At 57.6% G+C, this 23489-nt stretch carries 20 protein-coding genes and 2 pseudogenes; 8 read left to right on the top strand and 14 right to left on the bottom strand.

The features are described from left to right. Positions 1 to 607 precede the first annotated feature (607 nt). Complete coding sequence (locus tag ASG19_RS14130; protein ID WP_156466517.1) at positions 608 to 913, top strand: hypothetical protein; 306 nt, start codon at positions 608 to 610, stop codon at positions 911 to 913. Between the two features lie 87 nt (positions 914 to 1000). On the opposite strand, the pseudogene ASG19_RS24480 reads toward ASG19_RS14130, so the two are convergent. Further along, positions 1001 to 1186: pseudogene (locus ASG19_RS24480) on the bottom strand (IS3 family transposase); the annotation flags it as partial. Here ASG19_RS24480 and ASG19_RS23565 point away from each other — a divergent pair. Further along, positions 1122 to 1379 carry a limonene-1,2-epoxide hydrolase family protein gene (locus ASG19_RS23565; protein ID WP_244476178.1) on the top strand — a complete coding sequence of 86 codons (258 nt, stop codon included), beginning with the start codon at positions 1122 to 1124 and terminating at the stop codon, positions 1377 to 1379. The pseudogene ASG19_RS24480 and the gene ASG19_RS23565 sit on opposite strands and share 65 nt — an antisense overlap. On the opposite strand, the gene ASG19_RS14125 is transcribed toward ASG19_RS23565, so the two are convergent. Then, a complete protein-coding gene (locus tag ASG19_RS14125) occupies positions 1348 to 2946 on the bottom strand; it encodes an RNA-binding domain-containing protein (RefSeq protein WP_062458431.1) in 1599 nt (532 codons plus the stop codon). The genes ASG19_RS23565 and ASG19_RS14125 overlap by 32 nt on opposite strands. 365 nt (positions 2947 to 3311) lie before the next feature. On the opposite strand from ASG19_RS14125, the gene ASG19_RS14120 reads away from it, so the two are divergent. Both ASG19_RS14120 and ASG19_RS14115 read left to right on the top strand, forming a co-directional pair. After that, positions 3312 to 3554 carry a hypothetical protein gene (locus ASG19_RS14120; RefSeq protein ID WP_062458429.1) on the top strand — a complete coding sequence of 81 codons (243 nt, stop codon included), beginning with the start codon at positions 3312 to 3314 and terminating at the stop codon, positions 3552 to 3554. A 298-nt stretch (positions 3555 to 3852) separates the two neighbouring features. Continuing rightward, positions 3853 to 4083, top strand: a complete 231-nt coding sequence (locus tag ASG19_RS14115) for a hypothetical protein (protein ID WP_062458427.1) — start codon at positions 3853 to 3855, stop codon at positions 4081 to 4083. Here ASG19_RS14115 and ASG19_RS14110 read toward each other — a convergent pair. Further along, entirely contained in the window at positions 4052 to 4819 is a 768-nt protein-coding gene (locus ASG19_RS14110; RefSeq protein WP_062458424.1) for a hypothetical protein, read from the bottom strand. The two genes, ASG19_RS14115 and ASG19_RS14110, sit on opposite strands and share 32 nt — an antisense overlap. Positions 4820 to 5573: 754 nt before the next feature. Here ASG19_RS14110 and ASG19_RS14105 point away from each other — a divergent pair. Together ASG19_RS14105 and ASG19_RS14100 are read left to right on the top strand one after the other, a co-directional pair. Next, positions 5574 to 6584 carry a DNA adenine methylase gene (locus ASG19_RS14105; protein WP_244476177.1) on the top strand — a complete coding sequence of 337 codons (1011 nt, stop codon included), beginning with the start codon at positions 5574 to 5576 and terminating at the stop codon, positions 6582 to 6584. 65 nt (positions 6585 to 6649) lie between these two features. Then, positions 6650 to 7447 (top strand): DpnII family type II restriction endonuclease, encoded by a 798-nt coding sequence (locus ASG19_RS14100; RefSeq protein ID WP_244476176.1) that lies wholly within the window; start codon positions 6650 to 6652, stop codon positions 7445 to 7447. A gap of 395 nt (positions 7448 to 7842) precedes the next feature. Here ASG19_RS14100 and ASG19_RS24685 read toward each other — a convergent pair. Beyond that, positions 7843 to 8029, bottom strand: a pseudogene (locus ASG19_RS24685) (efflux transporter periplasmic adaptor subunit); the annotation flags it as partial. Positions 8030 to 8281: 252 nt separating this feature from the next. Here ASG19_RS24685 and ASG19_RS14095 point away from each other — a divergent pair. Next, positions 8282 to 8701, top strand: a complete 420-nt coding sequence (locus tag ASG19_RS14095) for a hypothetical protein (protein ID WP_062458418.1) — start codon at positions 8282 to 8284, stop codon at positions 8699 to 8701. Positions 8702 to 8893: 192 nt separating this feature from the next. On the opposite strand, the gene ASG19_RS14090 is transcribed toward ASG19_RS14095, so the two are convergent. The 10 genes from ASG19_RS14090 to ASG19_RS14045 all read right to left on the bottom strand — a co-directional run bounded on the left by ASG19_RS14090 (position 8894) and on the right by ASG19_RS14045 (position 22397). Next, the gene (locus tag ASG19_RS14090; RefSeq protein WP_062458415.1) at positions 8894 to 10036 is read right to left on the bottom strand and encodes a DNA cytosine methyltransferase; all 1143 of its coding nucleotides are present in this window, start codon (positions 10034 to 10036) and stop codon (positions 8894 to 8896) included. A gap of 458 nt (positions 10037 to 10494) precedes the next feature. Next, positions 10495 to 11154 carry a TetR/AcrR family transcriptional regulator gene (locus ASG19_RS14085; RefSeq protein ID WP_062458412.1) on the bottom strand — a complete coding sequence of 220 codons (660 nt, stop codon included), beginning with the start codon at positions 11152 to 11154 and terminating at the stop codon, positions 10495 to 10497. Positions 11155 to 11518: 364 nt separating this feature from the next. Continuing rightward, positions 11519 to 13330, bottom strand: coding sequence for a TniQ family protein (locus tag ASG19_RS14080; protein WP_062458404.1), 1812 nt, complete (start codon positions 13328 to 13330; stop codon positions 11519 to 11521). Positions 13331 to 13335: 5 nt separating this feature from the next. Then, the gene (locus ASG19_RS14075; protein ID WP_062458397.1) at positions 13336 to 14310 is read right to left on the bottom strand and encodes an ATP-binding protein; all 975 of its coding nucleotides are present in this window, start codon (positions 14308 to 14310) and stop codon (positions 13336 to 13338) included. A 10-nt stretch (positions 14311 to 14320) separates the two neighbouring features. Next, entirely contained in the window at positions 14321 to 16552 is a 2232-nt protein-coding gene (locus ASG19_RS14070; protein ID WP_062458394.1) for a DDE-type integrase/transposase/recombinase, read from the bottom strand. Between the two features lie 208 nt (positions 16553 to 16760). After that, complete coding sequence (locus tag ASG19_RS14065) at positions 16761 to 17303, bottom strand: WbqC family protein (protein ID WP_244476174.1); 543 nt, start codon at positions 17301 to 17303, stop codon at positions 16761 to 16763. 572 nt (positions 17304 to 17875) lie between these two features. Next, the gene (locus ASG19_RS14060) at positions 17876 to 18499 is read right to left on the bottom strand and encodes a hypothetical protein (RefSeq protein ID WP_062458388.1); all 624 of its coding nucleotides are present in this window, start codon (positions 18497 to 18499) and stop codon (positions 17876 to 17878) included. Further along, positions 18496 to 18945, bottom strand: a complete 450-nt coding sequence (locus tag ASG19_RS14055; RefSeq protein ID WP_062458385.1) for a hypothetical protein — start codon at positions 18943 to 18945, stop codon at positions 18496 to 18498. The genes ASG19_RS14060 and ASG19_RS14055 overlap by 4 nt, the downstream gene beginning before the upstream one ends. Before the next feature lie 175 nt (positions 18946 to 19120). Further along, positions 19121 to 19564 carry a hypothetical protein gene (locus ASG19_RS14050; RefSeq protein ID WP_156466515.1) on the bottom strand — a complete coding sequence of 148 codons (444 nt, stop codon included), beginning with the start codon at positions 19562 to 19564 and terminating at the stop codon, positions 19121 to 19123. Between the two features lie 2179 nt (positions 19565 to 21743). Further along, a complete protein-coding gene (locus tag ASG19_RS14045; protein ID WP_200933907.1) occupies positions 21744 to 22397 on the bottom strand; it encodes a PIN domain-containing protein in 654 nt (217 codons plus the stop codon). A 685-nt stretch (positions 22398 to 23082) separates the two neighbouring features. On the opposite strand from ASG19_RS14045, the gene ASG19_RS14040 reads away from it, so the two are divergent. After that, positions 23083 to 23412 carry a hypothetical protein gene (locus ASG19_RS14040; protein ID WP_062458382.1) on the top strand — a complete coding sequence of 110 codons (330 nt, stop codon included), beginning with the start codon at positions 23083 to 23085 and terminating at the stop codon, positions 23410 to 23412. Positions 23413 to 23489: the final 77 nt, after the last annotated feature.

The raw sequence follows: 23489 nt of genomic DNA, 5'->3' as shown, positions 1-23489 counted from the left end.
GTCTCGCAGCTTTAGGAACTTCGATCCAATAGATTTATTCGACGGTTTTTTGGCGCGTCACTGCTCGTCGCTGAGAGGCTGGAATAGGATCGGCTATCCCCTTGCGTTACGAGATTGCATCATCAGGCTACTACCTGAAGTCGGTCGTAGATCAGTGGGTAGTCAACGTAGTGACATGCGGCCGCGACCCGTCAGGATCTGGTCATGCCCGGTAGGCATGCCGAATAGGTCGGCTGTGCAGCGTTCGAACTGGAACCAGTCCTCGGTGCATCGACCCCAAAATGATTGGCTTCTTTAAGTCGACGACACAATCTGGATCCGACCGCGGCTGCCGCAGCTTTCTAGACAGTTTCAAATCTTCGTTTCAATTGATCCATCGACGCAGTTGCACGCTCTCTCGAATCTACGGCCTTCCAAACGAGATGCCTTACGAAACCTTGAGGCGTAGAGCCGCTAACCTGGACAGGGGCGAAAGTAGCGCCCGTATAATCGACCTTCAGTTTTCTCTTTGCGCGACCGGATTTGTGAATCACCATTATGTTCGGCAACAGGAGGTTTTAGAATGTCACGAACTGTGGACGGGCCCGCTTTGCAGAGCAGGCAGATCATGGAATCTCTCGACCTAAAAGCACTAGCTTCGATTGGGAACACGGCTCTGGGCGAGCTGAGAAACGAGCTTATCATGAACCGTGGTGATTTGTCGCGGGTATCACCATCGCTAGTTCGCAAGCTTGAAGTCGCAGCGAACGACTACAGCGCGATGCGTACGCAGCTCACACTGTTGGATGCCGAGTTCGGCATGTACCTAGAGCTATATGATCTACTTACCGAGCAGATGTCTTCAAGCGATACGGCGTACTCGACGGCAGTCGGCAAAGTGACAACGACATTGAGCGATGTGTTTGAGCCATAGAATGGACTTCGCGCGGCCCATGGCTCAGCCTGCTCGCTGACTTCATGGTGAACCGCGCCGGGTTTGCCGGAGGGCATTTCGATTAGGTTATGCGGCCATGGCTGGTGCGTCCAGGCTGGCGTAATCCTGCTCCACGGCTTGGGCTGGCGGTATGTCGCCTATGGGCTCCAGACGACGGCGGTTGTTGAACCACTCGACCTATTTGAGTGTGGCGAACTCCTCAGCTTCGAAGTTGCGCCATGGTCCTCGCCGATGGGTGACCTCTGCCTTGAAAGCGATCAACTTCCTGGACCGACCCGAGAGGTCACCGAGCATCGCCGCCGTTCACTTCGACATGCAGGCAATAGCGGCTGATGGCAACCGTGTCCTCACCGAAAGACTGACCTCTTTGTTCGTGCCGACGGCAGCGAAGTCGCGGCGTGCAAGGATAGACGTTAGCGATGGTCGCTGCCGTTCGGAGTGCTAAGTGTCGCGCTGTCGAGGAGGTCCTCAACGACCGCAGCAATCTTCATTTCGCGTTCCGCAAGATGCTTTCGGTACTCGAGCTCGTCAAGACGGCATGCGGCCCTGTAAACCTGACTACGTGCTGATCCGTGTTTCGGGCTGGCACCTGAAGTGAGATCAAGAGCTTTGATTAGGAGTTCTTTCAGAAACCCGAAGTCCACCTCGGCATCGTCTGGCAGGGCCTGTATCCCTCCTGCGAAGCTTGGCACATCGGATAGGGTGACAGGCACCTGCAGGCCACCATTGAGCGCTTCATCGCGCCGACGAATGCCTTTGCCAACAGGCTTCTGGAACGCGGTCTTCTTCCCCGAAAGCCGCTGGATCGCTTCCGTACGGCGATGGCTCTGTCGCTCTAGCTTTAGCTTCTCGATCAGATCAGCCACAGGCAGATTGGAGGCCCTGGCATAATGGAACTGTGGCAACCAGCCACGCGATCCCGATGCGGAGTGGAGGACATAGGCAAGGGGTTCCGCGACCACCTCGTCCCTGAGGTAGTTCAGGAGCGTCGCCTCGTCGGTCACGTTTGTGCGTACGGTTTTCTGCGCGCCACTCTGGACCGCAGATACGTCTCCTACCAGGCGAAGGGCAGCTGCGCCGACTTGCTCCTTGAATTCGCCTTCCCGAAGAAACTGAATCTTGGGCAGGAGGTCTTCTCCGATCACGAAACTGGCGGCCTTGCCTTCAACCTTGCCATTGTCGAGGTCAAGCGTTGCGGTTTCACCCGACGCAACTTTCGACATCCTACTGGCAAATTCAGCGACTGCTTTCTGCTCCCGATGGGCGATAATCCTGTGAAGTTCCCCCGGCTTGATCGGACGCGTTTCACCCACGTATCGGTAGTAGATCGTGCCTTCGCGGAATTCGTTGTTGACGTTCTTCAACGCCACGACGGGAGCATGATGATGTTTTTCCACATGGATCACACCTATGGTTTTCCCATCCACTTCGATCATGAAGGTTGCGAATGTAGGAACGGGTACAAATGCGCCCGCCAGGCAGCGGTTCAGGTCGGCGGGGTCTGCCTTGGAAAAAGCATCATCGCTCATTCCGACCACCTGCAGGCTGCCGTCAGCCAGATCCTTGATGCCGAAGAAAATGAAGCCGCCTTCATTGTTTGCAAGGCCCGCAATGGAACGAAGTGGGTCCGCGAACCTGTGTTCCGGTTTTAGGGCGAAGTTCTGCTTTGCTTCGACACGCTCGTTCTCATGCGTCTTAAGAAACCAACCGGATTTCCCTCTCTTCTCAAAGAAGGAAATCGCGATCTCCGCAAGGGACGGCTCAATGATTTTACTAGGCGCTCTGGAATATGTCGTAGAGCTATCGGCGAGAAACGTATCAAGTTCCTCCTCGGTGGCCTGCAATACTTCAGGTCCGTACGATCCGTCTCGGATCTGCGTTATTCGTCCCGAATTGACAGGGCGGTCGGGTCGATTGAAATAGAACTGTATATCGCGGTTCTTCATCTTCCGCGAGAAGACCATTGTTTTGATGAGCGAGATCTCACGGCTGGTAATCGACTTTTTCGGCATTTTCCAAGGATTCGATTTCGTTTCGGGAAAGAGTATACATCCGCTGGATCTTTGGAAGTGAGCCGCGCAATAATATCTGCGTTGTATTGGAAAACCTCGTTCGCTCGGTAGCCTTCCAAGCCGCGCGGCGAACTGCATCGTTTTATCAGTGTACGGACTGCCGCTGCGATTGCTAGAATAGAGGCGCAAGCACTCTGACGTAGTGCATGGCAAGCTCAGCAAATTCCTGCACCTTCGCGGAGAGAATTCCGAGATAGCCCAGAGAAGGAGCGACGGCAGGCTGCCGAGAGCGTTTCTCATGGCGCCCGCGAACTGGAAGCGTTGCTGGCTGAAAAGCGATTCCTTGCGGGGAGCTACCAAAGTAGATGATCAAGCAGGTCTTCGCTGGAATCGCTGAAGACGATGACATCTACGCGGAGCGAAAGCGGCTGGGCGACCTCGTGGAGCAAAATCGCCGGCCGAGTTCGCTTTACATCCTCATCGAAGACACTCCCTTGGACGATGTCACGGGCCTAGCGGATCGCCTCGAGCGTGCCGAAGCCGAAGGGGACTTGGATGCTTTGATCGATGAAGCCACTTCGGCAGGGGTGCCGGGCTTCCGGCGCTGAGCAAGTAGGATCGAACCATGTCCCGATGCTTCCGGAATATTGGCTTTCAGTATTGCGGAGCCTCCCCAATGGGATCGTAGATAGCGGCTTCGAACTGCTCGCCCCTATGACGGAAAATCACCTTCCTAAACATCTGCAGGCTAGCTCTCGAGGGCGCGCTCAAAAAGAGAGTTTGTATGTTGCAGGTCCACGCGTTGCTATCCCTTGGCGAACGCGACGATGCCGAGGTGGGGCACGAACACGCCGCCAAATGACATGGCATGGATTTTGTGCTAGGGATCGACAACAGGAGAGCCATATGGCCAAACCGGGATACATCGACGGCGTAGATGACATGTTGGCGGATGCCGAGAGGTTGGACGCTGAGCAGACCGATGTGCTGAATCCGGTGCAATCAGACATGATCGAGATGCTCTTTTACGATCTCGACTTTTCCGTTGAAGACATTGCCGGGCATCTGGGGATCGAAACAGACGATGTACAGGAAACTCTGAGAGCTAGGGGGCACTCCCCAGGATATACCGGTTAAATCTTTTGTGCTGCTGATCGTGATATTCGTGATCGTCGTACTCTAGGGTGCCTTTCCAAGTGGTTAGGCTTTCAGCGAGTAGCGCACGACCAAGGCTTATGTTGTGGGCCGGTTGAATGTCGGAAGCGACCAATGTGCGTTCGTCAGCGATTGCCCAAAGCGATATGGGCTTCTCGCTGTCGACAAGCCGTTCAATCCGTGTGCGGACCGGGCGTTCGATCGTCTTGAGGCTATCGAGCTTGCATAGGATGAGATGCTTGCATTTCCCATGGTTCCAATTCTCTTCAGAAGGGAGAAAGCCAGCTCTTGCCCAGAAATAAGCACCTCCTTCTACCGCTGTGACATGCAACCGAGTGAGGCCGAGCATAAGGGCAACGTTGTGGCAGTTCCGGGCAAATATCTTTCCATATCCATAATCACGGAGGTCCTTTCGTATCTCGAGGAAACCTTGAAACAGGCAGCCGGAACTCAGGTCGAATGCCCGCGACGTCTCGTACGGCGGCTGACGACACGCATCGTGACCCAAAATCTCAAACTCGGCATATCTCTGTCCCGATATTTTCTCGAGTTTACAATGGAAGTCATAAGGAATGTGCTCGACCAATTTTCTGCAGAAGTCATATGGTTTAAATTCGATCAGCCCAAAGCGCCTGAGCCACCATTCAGCAGCTTTTTCAAGTTCTTGTCCGAAGAGCGGCGGAACGTCGACGCGTAAGAACAGATCGGAAGTTTTCATGCTGATTCCAATAAATGCCATTTCGGCGAAGTTACAGCGATCACACCTACAAATCGTGAAAAAACCCACTTAATCTTAAACTCGGCAATTGACGGTAGCGCTGGCGGTGTCCGAGTTCCATGGCGGGCAGTCATTGAGATCTATCCGCATCCGAGCATTGATTGAGCCAACGGCCGAAGGCCGCCTCCCTTACGAGCGGTCGAAGAAGTACAAGATCCATCGGGGTTGACTACGTCGCCCGACATTCCCTCTAGTCCAGCTTGCCTTGTTGGCTGGTTTCCGACGCGGTGACCGACCGCGCTTCGGAGCGACCTCATCGACGTAATCCGCTGGACTGCGGTGAGGGCCCTGCGGCGGCCTAGCGACTGTATGCAGGGAAGAGCGAAAGCGGAGCGCTGTCTAGGTGCTGTCGCATGATCCCGCGCTGACAACATGTCTAGGAGTGGACCTATGCACCAGAATGCTGTTCTCATGCACCCTGATCTGAGCTGAACGCTGGGTTCACGATGCAATTTTGACCAGCGATGATAGGTCGGCTATCTGAGGAACGATTCTTCGGGGAAGCGTGCGGTGCCGGCAACACCCTTCACCGGCGTGGGCGGATAATCGATCCTTCTTTCAAAGCGGCCTTTACTCTTTCCGTTGCCGGACGCAACATCGTGGTATGAGAGATTCTGCCGCTAAGATAATCGCCTCCGACAATGTAGTGCCGCTGCTCCGAAAGGCGGAGGTATCACGTCTTCCCGAGCAGGCCATGAAGTATCCCGAACTCCGGTACATGGGGTCCAAGAAGCGCCTGCTGCCGTGGATATTCGACGTGCTAAACGGTCTTGACTTCGAGAGTGCGATGGACCCCTTCTCGGGGACGGGTAGCGTGGGCTACCTCATGAAGTCGATGAACAGGCGCGTCGTTTCATCCGACTTCCTCAACTTCTCGAGCCTCGTCGCGCGCGCGACGATCGAGAACAATACCGTCCACCTCGATGGCAAAAGCATCAAGAAGCTGATCAACCCGTCCCCGGCGGCTGCTAATTTCATAGAGAGCACTTTCATCGATGTGTTCTACACTCGCGAGGACCTGCGGTTTTTAGACCGCGTGTCGGCCAATATTTCGACGCTGGATAACCCGGTCGAACGAGCGATGGCTTACGCCGCGCTTTTTCGGTCTTGCCTGAAACGTCAGCCTCGCGGAGTGTTCACGATCTCGGGCAATCTCGATCGCTACGACGACGGCAGAAGAGATCTCCGGTTGTCGCTGGAGGAGCATTTCCTCGAACAGATCGAGGTATACAACAACGCCGTATTCGATAACGGAAGGCGAAACCTGGCCGTCCGAGGAGACGTCTTCGAACTTCCGGACAGGAAAGTCGATTTGGTTTACCTCGATCCCCCTTATGTGCCCCGCTCGGACGACAACTGCTACGTGAAGCGATATCATTTTCTGGAGGGACTTTCGGCGTACTGGCAGGAAATGCCGGTTGACGAGACGACGAAGGTGAAAAAGATCGCCAAGAAATATACCCCCTTCAGCTATCGCCGCAGCGCGGTAGAGGCATTCGACCGGATGTTCGCGAAGTTTCGAAAGAGCACGATCGCGCTGTCATACAGCTCGAACGGCTATCCCGATCTGTCTGAGCTCGAGGGGCTCCTTAGAAGGTACAAACCCGACGTCAGGGTTTTCGAGAAGCCCCATCGCTACCATTTCGGTACACACAGCGGTGTCGAGCGAGCCTCGGTAACAGAATATCTCATCGTGGGGCGCTGATGCGAGCGGTTATTCAAGAACTGGACGCCATTGTCGCGTCTCTGAGCCCGCTGGACGTCGACTGGATGGACGAAACCGCGGGGTCTGCTATTGCCCGGCTCAAAACTGTTCCGATCAAGGAAACCTACTCGTCTGAAGACATCGCCGATCTCTTGGACGAGGATTTCGAGGAGGGCATTCTTTGCGCGAGGCTCTTCCTTGCTCTGTCGAAAGACAGCATGACCGAGCGCCTGCGAAGCATGCTCGGGCCAGGAGGGATCGGCTCGACGAGGTTCGCACGCGATAGGGCTCGCTTTGTAGAAGTCCTGGAGGAGCTTGGCCTGCTGGAAAAAATGGGTGCGACCATCAACTACCAGCCCGTATGGAGCGATATACTGGCAGAGCGCCTGAGGTCGGGTCGCGGCTCTGCTATCCAGGGCCAGAAACGCGGCCGGGGGCTGGAAGACTTCGCCGAGAAGATCGTCGAGCAGGTGTTCGGCAAGGGCGGATACGAGACCCGCTGCACGTTCGTCGGAGCAGAGGGTTTGACGGCCAAGTGCGACGTCGCGGTACCCGATCGGAGCCGGCCGCAGATCGTCCTCGAGTCCAAAGGTTACGGCGCTACGGGTTCGAAGATGACCGACATCATCGGCGATCTCGACGCGATCATAGCTGCCAAGCGGCATGATTGCCCTTTTCTTTTCGTAACCGACGGACTCACTTGGAAGTCGAGACTTTCCGATCTCCGGAAAATCGTGCACCGACAGAACCAGGGGAAGATAACCAAGGTCTACACGATGGAAATGGGGTCCGAGCTCTTCGACGATCTGACGACGCTAAAGGCCGAATTAGGGATACAGCAAACCAAAAACTCAATAGCGTAACGGTTGTTCATTCCTACGCGAGGAAAGGAGAAGGACCCTCGCTGGTGCGATGCCCGGCTTCCAACACACAGCGGAGCGCCTCCTGTGGCCGACGGAATACCGAGCCACCCTTATGCGTAGTGGACTGTTCCGACGAGGCAGACATTGCCGTACGACGGAGAACGGGAACAAAGACTACAATTATATCATCGAAGGCAGATGGCTTCTTTATGAGAAAGGAAACCGCGGACTACACAGTCAACGATGCTCTAGACCTAACTCAAGACACCAGGCTTCCCAGGTTCTTCTCCGTCGCCCGGCTGTACGAGACGGGGAGGGTCCGGTTTGTAAATAGCGCCATCGAAGGCCTCGCGCTCGCTCTTCATACCTAGCTACCTCCAGGAAAGCCGTCGCCTCGCAGTCAGAATGGGTCGTTGGCCGATAACGAATGAGATGTCGCGTTGGTGGACAACACTACCGTCCTGAAAGTGACTTCGCGCAGATAGCCGCCGAAACGCGCCCGGACAGACACCTGCTCTACAGCCTCAAACCGTCCTACAAACCGTTGTTTTCCACAACGTCGCGAACAACGGGCTTGGAAAGACGACGGAAGGTAGAAATTGCTGCTGTGCCGATGCCGGCGGTTGATCAACGACGAGGCTAAGGGCGAAGGCCGAGAGTGCAACCCTGAAACGGTCAAGAACGCGGAGCAGTCATGTGTTCAGATACAAAGCGTCACTTTGGCCGACCGGCGTTTGAGGGCGGCGACGAGAACGGGCGTGAGGTTTCGGGGCAGTTGACGTCGACGATATCTTGGGTGACCATTTTCGTACTGGTTTACTCGAAAGCACTTCCATGACTACTGATGAGGTCTCTGTCGCCTACCCCCAATCCACTACCGAACGCGACTTTGCTGACTTGCAGATAACAGAGGCGCGGAGGAATCAGCTTTGCGCCGTCGGAGATTTCGCATGCGACAAAATCAAGTACGGTTACCCTCCGACTTCTGCCTCCGGCCATTTGGATGGCTATCGATGGTTGTTCTGCTTACAGAAAGCAGCGAGCCAGACCTGGTTCGTGATTTTCGCTGGGGGAGATGCGGAATCCGTAAAATGGGACAACATCAAAGCGCTTGCTTATGAGGCTAGCTGGGATCATTTCCAGACGATCAGACTGCTACCTCCGCATGCGATGATGTCTCATGACGAGGTTTTGACCCATATCTTGAGGTCGGTCGAGCTATTCAGAAAAATTCGGCCCTTCGGAGCGAAATGAATACCTGGATCTACGGCTACCTCACGGTGACAGCGCGGTGCTTGCCGCTAACCGGACCAGCACCGTCTGTGATATCGCTGGGCCGAAGCGCTCCGCCGGACACAGACCCAAGGGTAGCTATCGCTCGCGAGTATTCTCGATGCCCGATCCCGCATATCTGACTTCACCCCTCAGCGTGACCGTCTATTTCCGCTAGACCTCCATGCCTCGCTTTTCCCTGAGCATTTCCTTGAATTTCTGATCTTGCCGCTCCTTGAGGTACCAAGGAAGGTCTTTCTCGGGGATGATACCTCTTTCGGGAAGCTGGTAATTCTGGAACGGCACGCCGTTTTCCTCGAGATGGGTTCTCAGCGCCTGTCCAAGATGCATGGCCAACAATGGAGGGACCGCGTTCCCTATCTGCAACCTTACCGATCCAGTGCCGCCATGGAATTTATAAGAGTCGGGGAAACTCTGCAGTCGAGCTGCTTCCCGAATTGTCAGCGCCCGGTTTTGCTCGGGATGAATGCATCGCGCGGAGCTTGGCTTTGCGAAACTGCTAGTGATGGTCTGCGAGGGGCGTTCCCAACGCAACCTTGCATAGGAGCCTGCGAATGCCTTCGGTGCATTGGGGAGGTTCAGATCGCGTAGGCGGCCGCCATATGGAATCTGGCGGATAAGGTCCACGAGGTCCCTCGAATGATTGGGCGCCACGTGCCCAGTCACCGTCCTGCCGCCGACTTGAACTTCTCCGTCATCCGTTGGCATCGGCAGGTCGCCGAGTGCGTCCCTGAGGGTTTTGCGGTACTTGGCGGCGACAGGTTCGGGGAAGCGGAATCCGGGGAATTTCGAGCCGACGATGATAAGTCGACGTCGGCGCTGAGGAACGCCGTAGTCGGACGCGTCCACTAGCTCGGTGGTCAGGTAGTACCCGCACCCTGCCAACGCAGTTTGGATTGCCCTGAGGTCCGAACCGCCCCGCACGCGCGCAAGACCTTCGACGTTCTCGAAAATAAACGCCGACGGCGGCTTGAAGTGGGGCCTGTCGACACCATTGAGCAGCTTGACGTACTCCTTGAACAGATCGGCCCTGTCGTCGAGAGGGTTCTGCAAACCCGCTTCCGAAAAAGGCTGGCAAGGCGGTCCGCCGACGACCACGTCAATTCCTTTGGTGAAACTCAACATGATCATCGGAAAAAGTTCAATGTCCGCCCGCATCGCCAGCAGATCCGTGGGCGGGTGGTTGGCTTTGAAAGTGGCCATTGCGTGCTTGTTGAACTCTACAGCACCACTTACGTGAAAGCCTGCCATCGACATGCCCGTCGAAAACCCACCAGCACCGCTAAAAAGATCCATTACTCGATACATATGCAATCCACTCACGCTTCCGATCCAGAACTGAACAGACCTTATGGGGGGGGGCGGTTAATAGAAATGCGCGCGCCGTTGATTAACAGAAATGCTCGTAAGTCATGGTAAAACATAGCTTAAAAGCTTCTACCTACAGCGCGACAGTGTCGAGCCGGCGTGGAGATAGCAGCGACGCAGTCTCCGGTCGTCGTCCAGGCATCACGCGATAGCGCGAACCGGGTCTGCAGCGTCTGCAGATCGTCGTAGTCCAGCTAGCAATCCACCGCTCGCAAAGTCGCGCCAGGGTTCAACGTTCTAAAAGCCTTAGCAGGTTCTGAGAAGGAGATTATCGAGCGCCCGGATGGTTTCCTTGACAGGCGTCGCATGGCAAGCCGCGACCGCGCCTGGAACAGCGGTTAGACTCGGTGCATCGCGCTCCCAGACATATCAGGGCTACTACTCAATCACCCTGCTCTCGTGCCATCCACAAACATCCGAATGCATTCCTCCATATAACGGCGTCTCTCAGCTTTGCTGTCCCAGTGCTTCAACCTTCCGTCTTGCGTGAAAAGCCCGCCGTAAAACATCTCGAACATAATGGTTGTCGCAACTTCGGGATCAATTGCCCTCATTCTCCCGAGAGCGATCTGGCGGGTTACCCAATTACCGAACAGGCGCGCATATGCGTCATAGGCTTCCTGCATTAGCGTGAGTTCGACTTCCCTGGTGTCGCTTCTCTCCTGTCGGCAAAGGCGCATCATGGCGATCCGTTCGAAGCAAACCTCGTCGTCGACGTCGACTCTGAATATGTGCCGCAAAGCATCCATCATAGATGCGCTGTCATCTTCGAATGGCAGCCTCATTATAGTGTGACGTCCATCGTCCACGATCATTCCCAAGACTGCGCGCTTGCTGGGGAACAGCTGGTAGAGCGTTTTTTTTGATACTCCACGTTGGGCGGCCAGTTCGTCCATCGTCGAGTGACTGTAGCCTCGATCTAGAAACAGACGCCGAGCCTCCTGAAAGACCTTGATCCTCGCCTCCTGATCGCTTTCTAATTTCGGCCGCCCCCTTGAGCGCCGCACTAGCGAACTGTGTATCTGACCCACAATCTTCGCCGTCATCTTCGCAAAACCGCTATCATGGAAAAGCTGTATGACAGCTGATCTTGCGATCCGAGCAAGACGATACAGCGTCGTTCGGTCTGGTGATCGGGGTTCATGCCTATGAGTTCCAGGTCGGGTTGCATACTCGAGATCTCCGCTGAGCTTCAAGTATCGCGGACGGGTTAAAGACTGGAAAACGCCATTGATATCGATCGATGGAGGCAACCCAGTCCCACGTTTGGATATGAAGAGACCGACCATGCCTGTTTGGAATGCCCTGTCATTTCGGGCGATTTGTCTCCAGATCCAAGGGAGACCGCGTGAGATACGGCGTCGGAGTTGCGGACGCGAAGGTCGGCCTGGCTGATAGGACGGGCTTCGCTTAGAGAACGCATGCCAGGTCCGCCCTCCTGTAAAACGGTTCCCTAGATCCCGACACCTTGTTCGCGGGCAAAACGCCCTGTGCCGCCAAGAGAGCTTCCACCTCCGCCGGTTGCCGACCCAACTCCTTCGCAAGCCCGGAAAGCGATACGTGGTCGATAGCGAAAGCCGCGAGCGATGTCTTGTCCACGTACATCGGTCTCAAGATCGCTACCACGTGCCGTAGTTCCGTGGCCGCCAGCTGTCCGCTTGCGACGAGCGCCCTGACGGTTTGCAGGGTCGTCTGGAGTTCATTTGCCGCCTTCGTGACACCTACCGTGCGTTTTCTGAGTTCCGCGAGGCTTTCGCGACCGGGAATGGCAGCCAGGACTTCCGTAGCTTCATTGCGGTCCACGACGAGGTCGGTGAGAAGGGTGCCGTCACCTACTCGCCGAAGAGAGCGAAGCCGTCGCTCCAGAACGAGGCGGACCATCTCGTCGAAACCGCATAGGCAGTGAGACGTCGCGTCGACGAGATTGGTCAGCCCGTGCTCTCGCTTCGCTTCAGGGACACCCTCGAAGATGGTCTCGATGAACTTCGCCAGCGAAGCGGGGTGTACTTTGGCTCGGCTGTTCGTGCCATGGGTATAGAGGTTTTCCGGAATGATCCCGGAGGTCCTTAGGGCCTTCGCCAGATGTGGCGGGACACCGACCGCGCAGCCTACATCGGAATCCCGCATCGCTGGCATGACGGCCTCGAGATAGGGACGCGCTGCCGCTGCGGAAAACCATGTCGCCGAGGCACGCTGGGTCCGATCGGCAATCACGCCTGCCTTCGAAAGCAGATCGCGAACGACCTCTTTCGACAGGCCGAACTCCTTGCTGGCCATGGTCACCGACTGGATTTCGGCCTTTGCGGGGTGCACGAAGATATCCTTGTCGGTGAACGGCAGGTTCCTGACCGCGATATCCTGCAACGCTTCGATGACCGGGGCGAAGTCGGGGTTTCTCTTCTGCTCCCGTAGCCACTGCACCAGGCGACCGAAAAACTTATGGATGGTGTGGTTGTTCGGTTTCGCTTTCCGGATCAGGGCGACCACGGTCTCTTCCAGAGCAGCGGGGCCGCCTCTCGCGACCCCGTATCCGAGCTCGAGATCGGATACATCGCTGCTATCTCCGTGCTGGCGCATGAACGCGGCAAACCGTTTGCAGGTCTTCACGACGACGTAGAGCTCGAGTTGATCGAGAAACGGGTTGGATCGAACGCCCCCGAGACGGCCTTCGATGTATTTCTGGGCCGGCGGTAGCGCGCGGGGCACCAAGGTAGCAGCCGCGGCACGGATATCCGACCCGTAAGTCTGGACGAAGCGCGCGAAGTCGTGTTCCAGGTGTTTGGGCGGTGCGACAGGCACGAGCTCCACTTCGTGGAGGCCGCACACTTCGATTTCCGGCGTCTGCCACTGGTGCCTCTGGTACGGGCGGGCTAGCGGGACGCCGCTCCCGTTGGCGAGATCTGCTTCGATGCAATGCGGGCAGATGCGCCGGATGGGCAGATAGAGCAGGGTTTCCTCGGAGACGATGCAACCCCCCAACGACGATTTGCTGTTGACGGACGGTCGCATTGCATATCGGGAGACGTCTGCGACCGGAAAACCGGACAGATCGGCCAAAATTCGGGTGGCCTCGGGTTCTCCGCGGGCGATCGCCAGCGGCTTGATTCCGAGGAGCCGCGTGAGCATGCCGAGCGAAGCGAAGCCGTTCGCCGCCGCCAGCCTGGATGCGAGGCTGATCGGCGGCTCGTCCGGGTGGAAGTCCACGGAGTTGGGAAGGCGCATCTCGGTTATCTCCGTTTCTTCGTCATACGGGAGGCGATGTCGGCGCGGGCCTTGCGCGGGTCGATATCGGCGTAGGGCGTGGCCGTGAACACGTTGTCGGCCGGAAGGCAGGCGTAGTGGCGCTCGTAGTAGCGTGCGAAGTGCGCGCTCGTGAGGACCGCGTGGTCGTTCTTGACCGCCATGAAGGAGGCTTCCTGTACCGTTTCGATCGAGGTCCCGAACGCCTTGAGGCCGGCGACCCAGATGCGGCCGTAGATATCGTCTTTCACCATCTCCTCTGATAGCTTCAGGCCGCACTGCTCGCAGGCGATTTCCCTGACGATATGTTCTAGGACCGCGCGGTCACCGGGCCAGGTCAGCTCGCCGAAACGCCTGACGTGGGAACGGTTGCCGAGCTGGTAGTCGTCGGTGCCGAGAAGGAGATCGAGGTCGTCCACGCCGCTGAAGATGACATGCAGAGGCCACTCGCGCGTCTGGACCAGTACCTTCAACTGGTCCTGCATCGTCCGGATCGCCCGCTCGGTAGGATGCCGAAGAAGATGCTGCGCCTCGTCGACATGGAGGTAGACCACTCCGTGCTCGCGGAGGATCGTGGATAGCAGCTCCCTTGCGAAAGCGGGCTTCATGTTGTGGTTCTGTGGTAGCTTGAGCTCTTCCAGGACCGCGTTGCAAAGGTCGACGATGCCGCAGGGACGGGGTGCTTCCACGCTGATCGCAGGGCGGATCCTGCGAGCGTGCTCGTCGTTGTAAGGCTGGAATTCCGGGAGGGTCGCGAACAGCTGCTGCAGCGAGAACGACTTCCCGCTGCCGGATTCGCCAATGACGAAGAGGGACCGCTTGCGCGATCCCCCACCATTGCGGATGTCCCTGACGTTGTCGATCATCTCCTGCACCTGAGAGCGGAGAGGCGCGTCGCGGTCGTTGGCGATCGCGTGGGAACGTACCCGGGCACGGAACTGGCTGAGTTCTTCTTCGTTCACGGCGCGGGCCTCACTTCCAGTTCTTTTCGTCGTTCACGAAGCTCGAGACCGCCTCTGCCGGCTTCTCCGGCGCCTTGACGCCGAAGTTCTCGAACAGCTTGGAGATCACGGCCGAGTCGGCCGCAACGGCGGCACCGATGGCCACCTCGCCGTCGCGCAGCGGATCGGGGCGCATGACGAGCTCGTTTTCGAGCTGCGGCAAGATCTTGACCGGGGCCGCGACCCAGGTGCCGTCGAGCTGCTGGTGCAGCTTCTCGAAGTCCGCGTCGGTGGGAACGACGTGGCTGAGGTTGGCGCGCAGCGTCGCCGCTTCGCCGATGCGGCGGATGCGGTCGATCGCCTCGTACATAACCTCCAGCCCCTTCACGGCATTGTCCGCGTGACGCTGCCTCTCGCTCTTGAGCGCGGCGGCCCACTCGTGCAGCGTGACGGTGCCGTCGAGGCCGATGGTGTTGCGGACCGGGTACCAGTGCGTCAGCCCCTTTACCAGGATGAATTCGGCGCACTCGGGGTCGTACATGATCTCGACGTCGTCACCGACCGTGCGGCGCTGGGCCTGGAGCTCGTCGCTGGAATAGGTGATGCCCATGTTGGAGACACCCCAGACCTGGATCTTGCGCTTGGCGGCGACGCCGAAGATACGGGCAAGACCGTCCTGACCCGGCGGGAACTTGATCTCGTAGTTCTGTGTCGCCTGGACCCACGCGTTGTGTGGCGTGTTGCCGCCGAGACCCGCGTGCGGACGGTTGTGGTAGACGTCCAGGATGGCGAACAGGAAGACCTTGACCAGCTCGTCTACGTCGATGGCGACGTGGCCGGCGGCGTCGTAGTCACCCTTCTCGGCGACGGAGTTGAAGGTGCGGCCGTCGAAGTAGCTCGTCAGCAGCGGACCCACCACGTGGAACAGGCTCTCGATGAAGGGGCGGCGCTGGGGATCACCCGCGGCTGGCCGGGTGTAGCCGACCTGAGCCGTGCGGAACACGGTTTCCGTGCGGTCGGCAGTGAACTCGGTCCCGTTGTCCGTGTAGACCTCTTCCGGCCAGATGCGGCCGATCCATGGCGTCCGCGCGCCGACGTACTCCGACAGCCACTGCTTGGACGACATGATCATGCGCAGCGCGGCGACGGCCGAAGCCGCCTTGGGGTTCGTAGACGCCTTGAAGGCCAGGATGTAGCGCGTGGCGACGTCGATCGCGGCGACGATGTGGATACGCTGATGGAGCATATCCGCTTCCTTCAGCTTCTCGATGACCCACTCCGGAAGGGTGCTCAGGGCGCCGATTTCCGAGAGCAGGGTGATCAGATCGACCTTCATGTGGTCGATCTCGATGCGCTGGCCGGGGCGCAGGATGTCGAAGTGGCGGCGAATCGCCATGAACTTCCGCACCGCTGCCTTGTAGCCATGACGCGCCGCTACCGTGTCGAACTGATCGAACTTCTTGATCATGGACACGAACTTCTTGCGCGACACGGGCTTCAGCTTGGTCGTGCGGTTCTTGTTTTCGACGTGGAGCGCCGAAAGGTAGTCGCGGAAGACCACCGAGTACTTTGGACGCAGGCGCGAAAGATAGCCGCGGGCCTTGTCCACGGCGTACGCGATCGATTCCGGATCGGCGTGGAAGAAGCGCTGGCCGGGACCGTGATGACGGTGGATGAGCGCCAGGCGGTTGCAGTCGGCGGCGTGGTACCTTTTGTAGTCGCGCTGGAAGGTCTTGACAGTCGGCACTGCGAACCATTCGACCGTGACAGGTTTGTTCGCCCGGACTTTGCCTTCTCCATTGCCCTTGGCGGCCTTCATGGCTTCCTCGAACAGCTTTGCGTCCTGTTCGTCGATCCACGCCTGCATGGCCGCCGTGGAGAGACGCGGGTTCTTTCCAAGCTCAGCGACGTGGTCGTCCCAGAGATCGATAAGCTTTTCGCGGTACTTCGCGAGGTTCTGGCGTTCGATCGGGAACTCCTCGAACGACTTGTCTCCGAAGAGGACGCGAAGGCGCGACATCTCCGGGCAGTTCCAGCCATACACGATCTGGGAAATACCCTGGTCGAGCTCGTTGTAGATCTCCTGGTGCGACATGAAGATCTCGTGCTTGCCGTCGTCTTCGTTGCGGAGCTTGTAGCCTTCCTTGTCGCAGGCGACCGGGATGAAGTTCGTGCCGGTGGCCTTGCGGGCGAAGCGGTCATGGTGGCCCATCTGTACGACGGCGTTATGGAAGATCTGGGCGGGGACGGTGTTCGTGTTCATGGGTCGGTCCTTTGCGTTTGGTCAAGGCAGATCTGGGTACTGCGTTCGAAGGCGTTCCGGAGGGTGTGATCCCTCCTATGTCCTCCGGTATGGTCCGCTCCTGGCCATGCCCGTTGAGGCAACGGGACGCGAAGGTCGCAGGCGAAAACGCGCAGGTGTTCCGGTAGGCCGTCATGGACAGCTCCTGTTCTGGTTGTGGATTGTTGGTTCAGCCGCGGAAGCGCAGCCAGGCAAGTTCGTCGATCCGCCCGGTGGAAACGGCCAAGAGGTGACCGTCATCGATCAGACGCCAGATGGCGGTACGCCGCTTGGCGATGTTGGCGCAGTTGCGGAGCAGCTCCCCGAGACGGAATCGTCCAGGGAGTTTGCTGACGATGTCGAACAGCGTGGAATACTCCGCGGCGTCCGGGTGCTTACGAGAGGCCAGGATGCACTGGGCGTTCTCGAAGTCATCGATGGAGGCGTCGACTTCCGAAATGTGCCGCATGTCGTCGACGGCACCGACCGTGAGCTGGCTCTTCCCGTCGTGCCGGGTGAAGCCGGCGATCCGGATGCGATTGATGAGATCTTCCATCTTCGCCTTCTTCTTCTCGTATTTCACCGCCACGGCGAGGCGAAAGCCATCGTCGAAAACGACGAAATAGTCGCAGGTGTGCTTGCGGATCTCGCCCTCGGCGTCGATCCAGAGAAGGATCGGATACTGCGAGTGCAGCTCCTTCACGTCGTTTCGTCCTTGAATCTTGACCGACACCCGATGCTCCAGTTCGCTCTCGTGATAGACTTCCGTACCCTTGTAGAAGGTGGCGCCGCGTGCGGTCGCTTCCTGCTTGGAAGCAGGCTTGCGAGTCGCATGTCCCGCGGTGGGATCCAGCTTCAGGACATCGCTTTCGGGACTTTCGCTTTCGCAAAAGTCCCTACGATATCCCCAAGCCTCCTGGCTGGATGGGGATGCGGACTTCCGAGGAGGTCGCTGCGGGGAGGTAGTCGGGCATCACGATGCCCTGAGGCGCTGTCAGGAAACCGAATCCTGCGCGTTTCCATTGAATAGAGCGGGCAGTCTGGCGATTGAAGTTCATCTGGCTCTCCTGTTCGATCGGGTCTCGATGAAGGAGATGCGGTGGATGGATAGGCGCGCCTATTCCGATACTACTGCAGCTCCTATGGCTATATGTATCGGGCGCATCGGCCTACTCCGTTTCAATCTGGTGCTCATGTAACGATCTAGTGCACGGTGGTCTAGACGCAAAATAGATCTACTGAACAGTGGTGGACGAGTCTTACGGAAGAAGGTGAAAATTGAGTTAACCGTCAACATAACAATACCTAATCTTCCGCCTCCTCCGTTTTGCATACCTCTCTTCGGTAGCTGACTTTCCACCCTGCCTCTGACACGGGCGCGTGTGAAGGAGGCGCAGGATCGGCTTGTACGACGTGAGATCGAACCTGATTCGACGCTTCTTCAGAGACGAGAGAAGCCTCTTTGCCGCGCCCTACCAACAGGGCGTACGTCAGCAGCGCTTCAAGGTGAGCTACTGACTCGTCCAGTACCTGCTCGGAGCGCGGGTCGAGGCCATCGAGGTCGATCAGCCGAAGGTTCCTAAGGACCGCCACCAGGGCTTCCCTTGTCTCTTCCTCACGGAACGTGAGTGCTGTTTCAACGCATCTGGCAGTGAGGTTCTCGTCGAAGGCAAGGTTGAGCAGCTGCTTTCCGGTCCGTCCCGTCTCCTTCTGGTAAAAAAAGAGAACGTCCTCATCCGCCGTCATCAGGTCCTCCCAGGACCCGACGAGGAACACCCGTTCGTCCGACGGAAACTCACGGACTTCACCGGGCAGGCTTACATAGAACTCGTCGACCAGCTTCCTCGCGAATGCAGTGATCCGGCCGTTTCTGGAGGCTCCGTCGACCTGCCGCACGAAGCTGTTCGGGAAGGTGAGTACGTTGCTCATCCTACAACCTCTCCGAACGTGCGCTCGTAGAGCGTCGAGACAAACTCTTCGACGCGTTCGAAGGACAGCTGGTTGCGGGAAGGAGTTTCGCCGAGTTCCGCGCGCACCCCGAGCGTGATGCCGATGAACATCAGCTTGGCGTAGGTATCGGTGAGGTCTTTCAGGATCAAATCTGCGATGTCGCCTTCCGTCATACCGTTCCACGGTTCGAGCTGAGCCAGTTCGAACGGGTCCCCGGGAGCGAGACGACGTAGGTCGCCGTGCTCGCCGAGGATATGGACGGACGGAGTGAACAGAATGCTCGGCTGGCTGAGCACGCGAAGCTCGCCGAGCTTGCCGCGGAGTTCTGCGATCGAGGCGATTACCGCCATGTCTGCCTTAGTCATGATGCCGCTGTGCATGAGCACCTCAGCGGCCGTGGCGACGTTCATTGCGTTGTCGGCCATGTTCAGTCCTCTCTTTTCGGAGCGCTCGGGGCTCTCGGTGTGTTTCGCGTCAGCGCAGCCGCTCGTATGCACGCGTCATGCTCAGGGGCTTCCAAGGTCGCGGTATCCGGCTGGTTGTTTCGACTGTTAGCTAGGCAGCGGCTTTGAAGCCGCTACCGATGCTTCCCTTCCGCGCCTACTTCATCGACGCGATCGCGGCGTCCAGCTGGGCCATGTCGCTGACCGTGTACCCATAGGAAGCAAAGTCCTTGTAAGGCCAGCCTCTCGTATGGCGACTTACGAGACGGGCGACGTCGGCTGCCTGGAGCTTCTCATAGATCCACGGCCCCATCTCCTCGATATCCCAGTAACCGAGGTTGTTTTCCTTGCCCTCTGCGTCGGCCTTGCACTGCTGGAGCCAGTACTCGACTTCCTCGACGAGTCCTCCGGAGCCCCGGACGCCGCACTTCAGTACGTCGCGGATGTGCCCTTCCGAGTTGGTGACGAAATTCGCGAGAAAGTGCGCGGCGCACTGGCTCGTCAGATCGTTCACGAGCAGGGGCGGTACGCAGTAGTCGTTGTGACGGTGGATCCGGGTGCTATTGCTGGTACACTTCGGACGATGGTTATCTGCGCGCATGGATGTTCCTTTCCGCACGTAGTGGTGCCTGCGAGCGTTGTTGAATGAGATCGGGAACCGCAAGCCCGGAAGGCAGGCGGACACCGGGAGGGAATTAAGAGGGGGCGTGGGACATAAGGGTCATCTCCGTGAGCGAGCGGATTAAGGGGAAACACTCTCCGGCTTGACCAGCACCGGGAGTAGGCCGCCGGGTTATAATCCCGGCACTGCGGAAGGCGGTGTGTCACCCTTGGCCGCGTGCGCTCAATGGCGCTCATGTGGAAATCCGTTAGCCCTACACCCAGGGCAACGGCACATTCGAACGCATCCGTAATGAACCACGGCAGATCGCTGCGTGCAATCCCAAACACGTCTGAGGAAGCCGAACGACGACGAATTTATGTCGTTGATTCAAATGTAAAAAAACAATAAAATTTTAGTCGTCCGGCCAAAGTTGCGTCTTAACCGGAGGTTATGCGTGTGTCTTGAAAACGTGCTCTAATCGCTATGGCGTCGTTTTTGCAACACGGCAAATAACTCAGGGAGACGAGGTTGAAATACGGGTATGCGTCACCCAGGGGGGAGCAGGCTCCTGAATTCACTAGGACGTTGAACCAACTGTCTATCATGAAGCCGAAGCGGTGGAGCTTATGCATGCGACGACCTACGGCATCGAGACCGGGTCATCGGATATTACTGGCCGTGGACGGCAAGCACCCGGTAAAAAAGAGACTTATAGAATCGCTGATTCTGCAAAGCTGCCATCGCGCACCCTTTCCCCGTGTGATCAAGATCACGCATGGCTCATGGGTTCACGGTCCTGTGCCGGCTCGGTCCCCGACAGCAGTAGTTCTCGACGACGCATTTTCTTGAACAGCGCGTCTTGCTCGAACTTGAGATACCAATCACGCTCGCTTTCAGGGACCAAAATCCTTTCAGGGGCTTCGCTCCCACGACGACATTGATCCCCCGTGCGAAGGCGAACATGATTGACGGATAATCGGTCGCGTCCGATGACACGCTCATCCGGTTGCCGTGGGATGCTTTGCAACGAACGTCGCTACGGCGTCCCTGTTGAAATCCAGGGGAAAGAGGTGTGGAACCCGCCATGCCCCAGCGAAAAGCCACCGGCACCCGCGAAAAGATCAGTAACTCGATACATATGAGTAAGCCCCTTGTCCCCTTACCGTCGTCCTGAATTAGCGGCCTGTCCGTTAAACGCCCGAGGTAGTTGGCACGGTAAATTCCGAGTTCGTAGAGCTGGTAAAGTTTAGCGACGGAATCGAAGACTCTAACACCGATGCAAGCAGAACCGGGTCGATCTGGAAGCCCGTCGCTATGCGAGGTCCCTGTCCAGGATTTCTGGCGATCGTGAACCTTGCATCCGGGGCCGCGATGATCGGAAAGCGTTGTCTGACTAACCAGTATCCGGGGTGTCCGCTCGCACGGTCTCCTATGTCTTCGACACCGGCCCGAAAAATGGATTCGGTTGTTGGGGAGGGCCTGCCCCCCGGTTCCGTACGAATCGTGATCAAGGACGCTTCGTCCGCTGTTGACAAGGCGCTCGATGTTCACTAAACGTTCGCCTGTGGCGAATACGGACTGCGAGCCTAAGGGGTTAGGGCCATGCAGCAACGGTCGTTACCGCCGGTATCACTTGTCCCAACATGGAGAGCAATGGCGCCCAGAACGAATCGTTATCGGAGACGTCTGCAGAACTGGATGGTATTGCCAGCTACTGGCGTCGCGTTGCGGAATCGGGATCTCTTTCCGGCGGCAAGCTCACGCCTGTTTATGGGACGCCGTCGGTTTAGTTTGCGCTTTAGGCTTCCTTCCGAACTGGACGAGCCATATCTGTGCGGCAAAAAGGCCGATAGAGCGTATATGTGAAAGACCTGCTGAGTGGCGACGCCGATTCAAATACGCGCTCAGTTTTCCACGACGTGGGCGGGTGGCACGCCGGACGACACCGAAACGAAGATTTAATACAAGGCTCCGGCAACATTCCCCTCCGACGCGGAATGAGATATGGAGTCTTCATACGAGGCGAGGTTGATGGTGCTCGATACTGTTAAGGACTGGGATAGGTCCGAGGCCGAAAAACGGTTTTCCGATGTGCTGGACGGGGCGAAGGACGGCCGTCTGCAGAGGATTGCCGACGCCGACGGCGTTTTCGAAGTAAAGTTCAGGGCAGCCAGGACTACGCGTGCAGGAGACGTTCTTGCTCGTGGCGGTCCCGGGACGGAATAAGGTCCGGATAGTAGGCGCCTTTCAGATAGTTCGCCGCCGCTTCCTTCATTCCGCTGTCGTGTGCTTCCTCGAAGATCGTGTCCAAGAGAATTAGTTCCGCCTCGATCATGTCTTCACGGTGGCGGCATAAGGGAGGTACCGCCCATATTCCCAGCTGCGGGTTGTACACGCCTGGAAGAGGGAAGTAGCGGTCGATGAACACGAAGTCCTTTTCGTTCATCGTCGCTATGGGAAGATCGTGAGCGATGGAAATCGCGGCGAAGAAGAGGTCCTGGCTAGGCCGCGTCTCTTTCTTGTTTTTTGGCTCTACGTACCAGAAGTTCTTCAATGGTCCGCAGCAGTACATCTCAGCCAGTATCCTGGCTACCTTGGAGCCTATCTCCGGATATTCGAATTTCGACTCGAGAACCTCTTGCAGCCACTGGCTGATCTCGTCGGCCTTTTCCGGTTTGTTTTTCCGAACGCTGACGATCCCCTGTTCGATCTCGAGGATCGCGGGAAACGGAATGGCCACGTTGGTCTGCCGTCGAAACCACGTCTGCAGGCGTGCCAACGGCTTGGGTTTCTGTGCGTTACTGAGAATACTCGTGTCCAGTAGAAACATTGCCCACCCGCCGATAACAGAGCGCCCCAACTGTCATTCACGGTCGCCGGCTATGGTTAAATTTTAGTTACCGGGTATGAAGGAGGTCGTGTTTTGGCGGACAATGGTGAGATCTCCTTGTTCGGGCGCGGCTGGCAACCACAACGCGAGAGCTATCGGGGTGTTGCTCAGACGTACGCCACGAGATGGACAGCGGGCGCTCTCTCGTTCCTTATGGAATGTTTCGACCATGGCGACTTCAATAGCTCTGACGCGTCGCTCCATAAGAAACAATGGAGCCACGCGTGAGCAGCTTCACGGTGTTCGTGGGATGAGGCACTAAAGGTAGACGCGTTCTCACAACGCGGATACGCAACCCAGCAATAGTGGTCGACGAGATCGAGTTCGAGCTGGCATAGGGCAAAAGTTAAAGCGTACAGCGGCAAACTGCGTTTCTTCAATCACGGCGCGCCTTCGCTTGTCAGCGAAGGCAAGATCGTTGGGCGCGTTGGCTGGGCTATCGATGACCCTGATGCGGACGTGACCACCGCTGCCAGCTACGAACTGCTCGCTCGCCCGCAGGTCCCCGAGGATATCCTGAAGGCCAGTAAAAACGGCAAAATGTTCGCGGAGAGGGCCTTGTTCATTCAGGCGAAGCGCATGTTCAGAGGCGCTACCGCGTCGGGGGGAATACTATGAGGTCGATATGCAGCAGCTCCGCGACCTCGCGAAACAGCCCTCGAGTTTCATACTATTCGTGGGCCCGCGATGCGGTGGCGTGACTATGCCGGTGATGCCGGCGCGCTTGTTTCAAGAGAGGTTTGACAACGGGAGCAACACGAAGCGCCCGCCGATAGGAACGGTTGCCGCAAACGGCCGAAACCTGGCGGAGTGGCTCGTGGACGATGTCATAGGACTGTGGACCGGAGAGTCGGATGCGGCGGCTGTGGACAAAGCACGCCGGGGCGGGGGAGACACCGCAACTCTGCTGGAAGAGTTGAGCGTTGCCCTAAAAATAGTGGAAACGGAGGACTGAACGTGGCGGTTCAATATGCTCTGTTCCCATCGCTAGCCCTATCTGCGTCTCGGCATCGCGGAATCGGCCCATATCCA

It is taken from the genome of Rhizobium sp. Leaf306 (genome assembly GCF_001423425.1).
GTDB lineage: Bacteria > Pseudomonadota > Alphaproteobacteria > Rhizobiales > Rhizobiaceae > Neorhizobium > Neorhizobium soli.
This window is presented reverse-complemented; position numbering and strand designations above follow the sequence as displayed.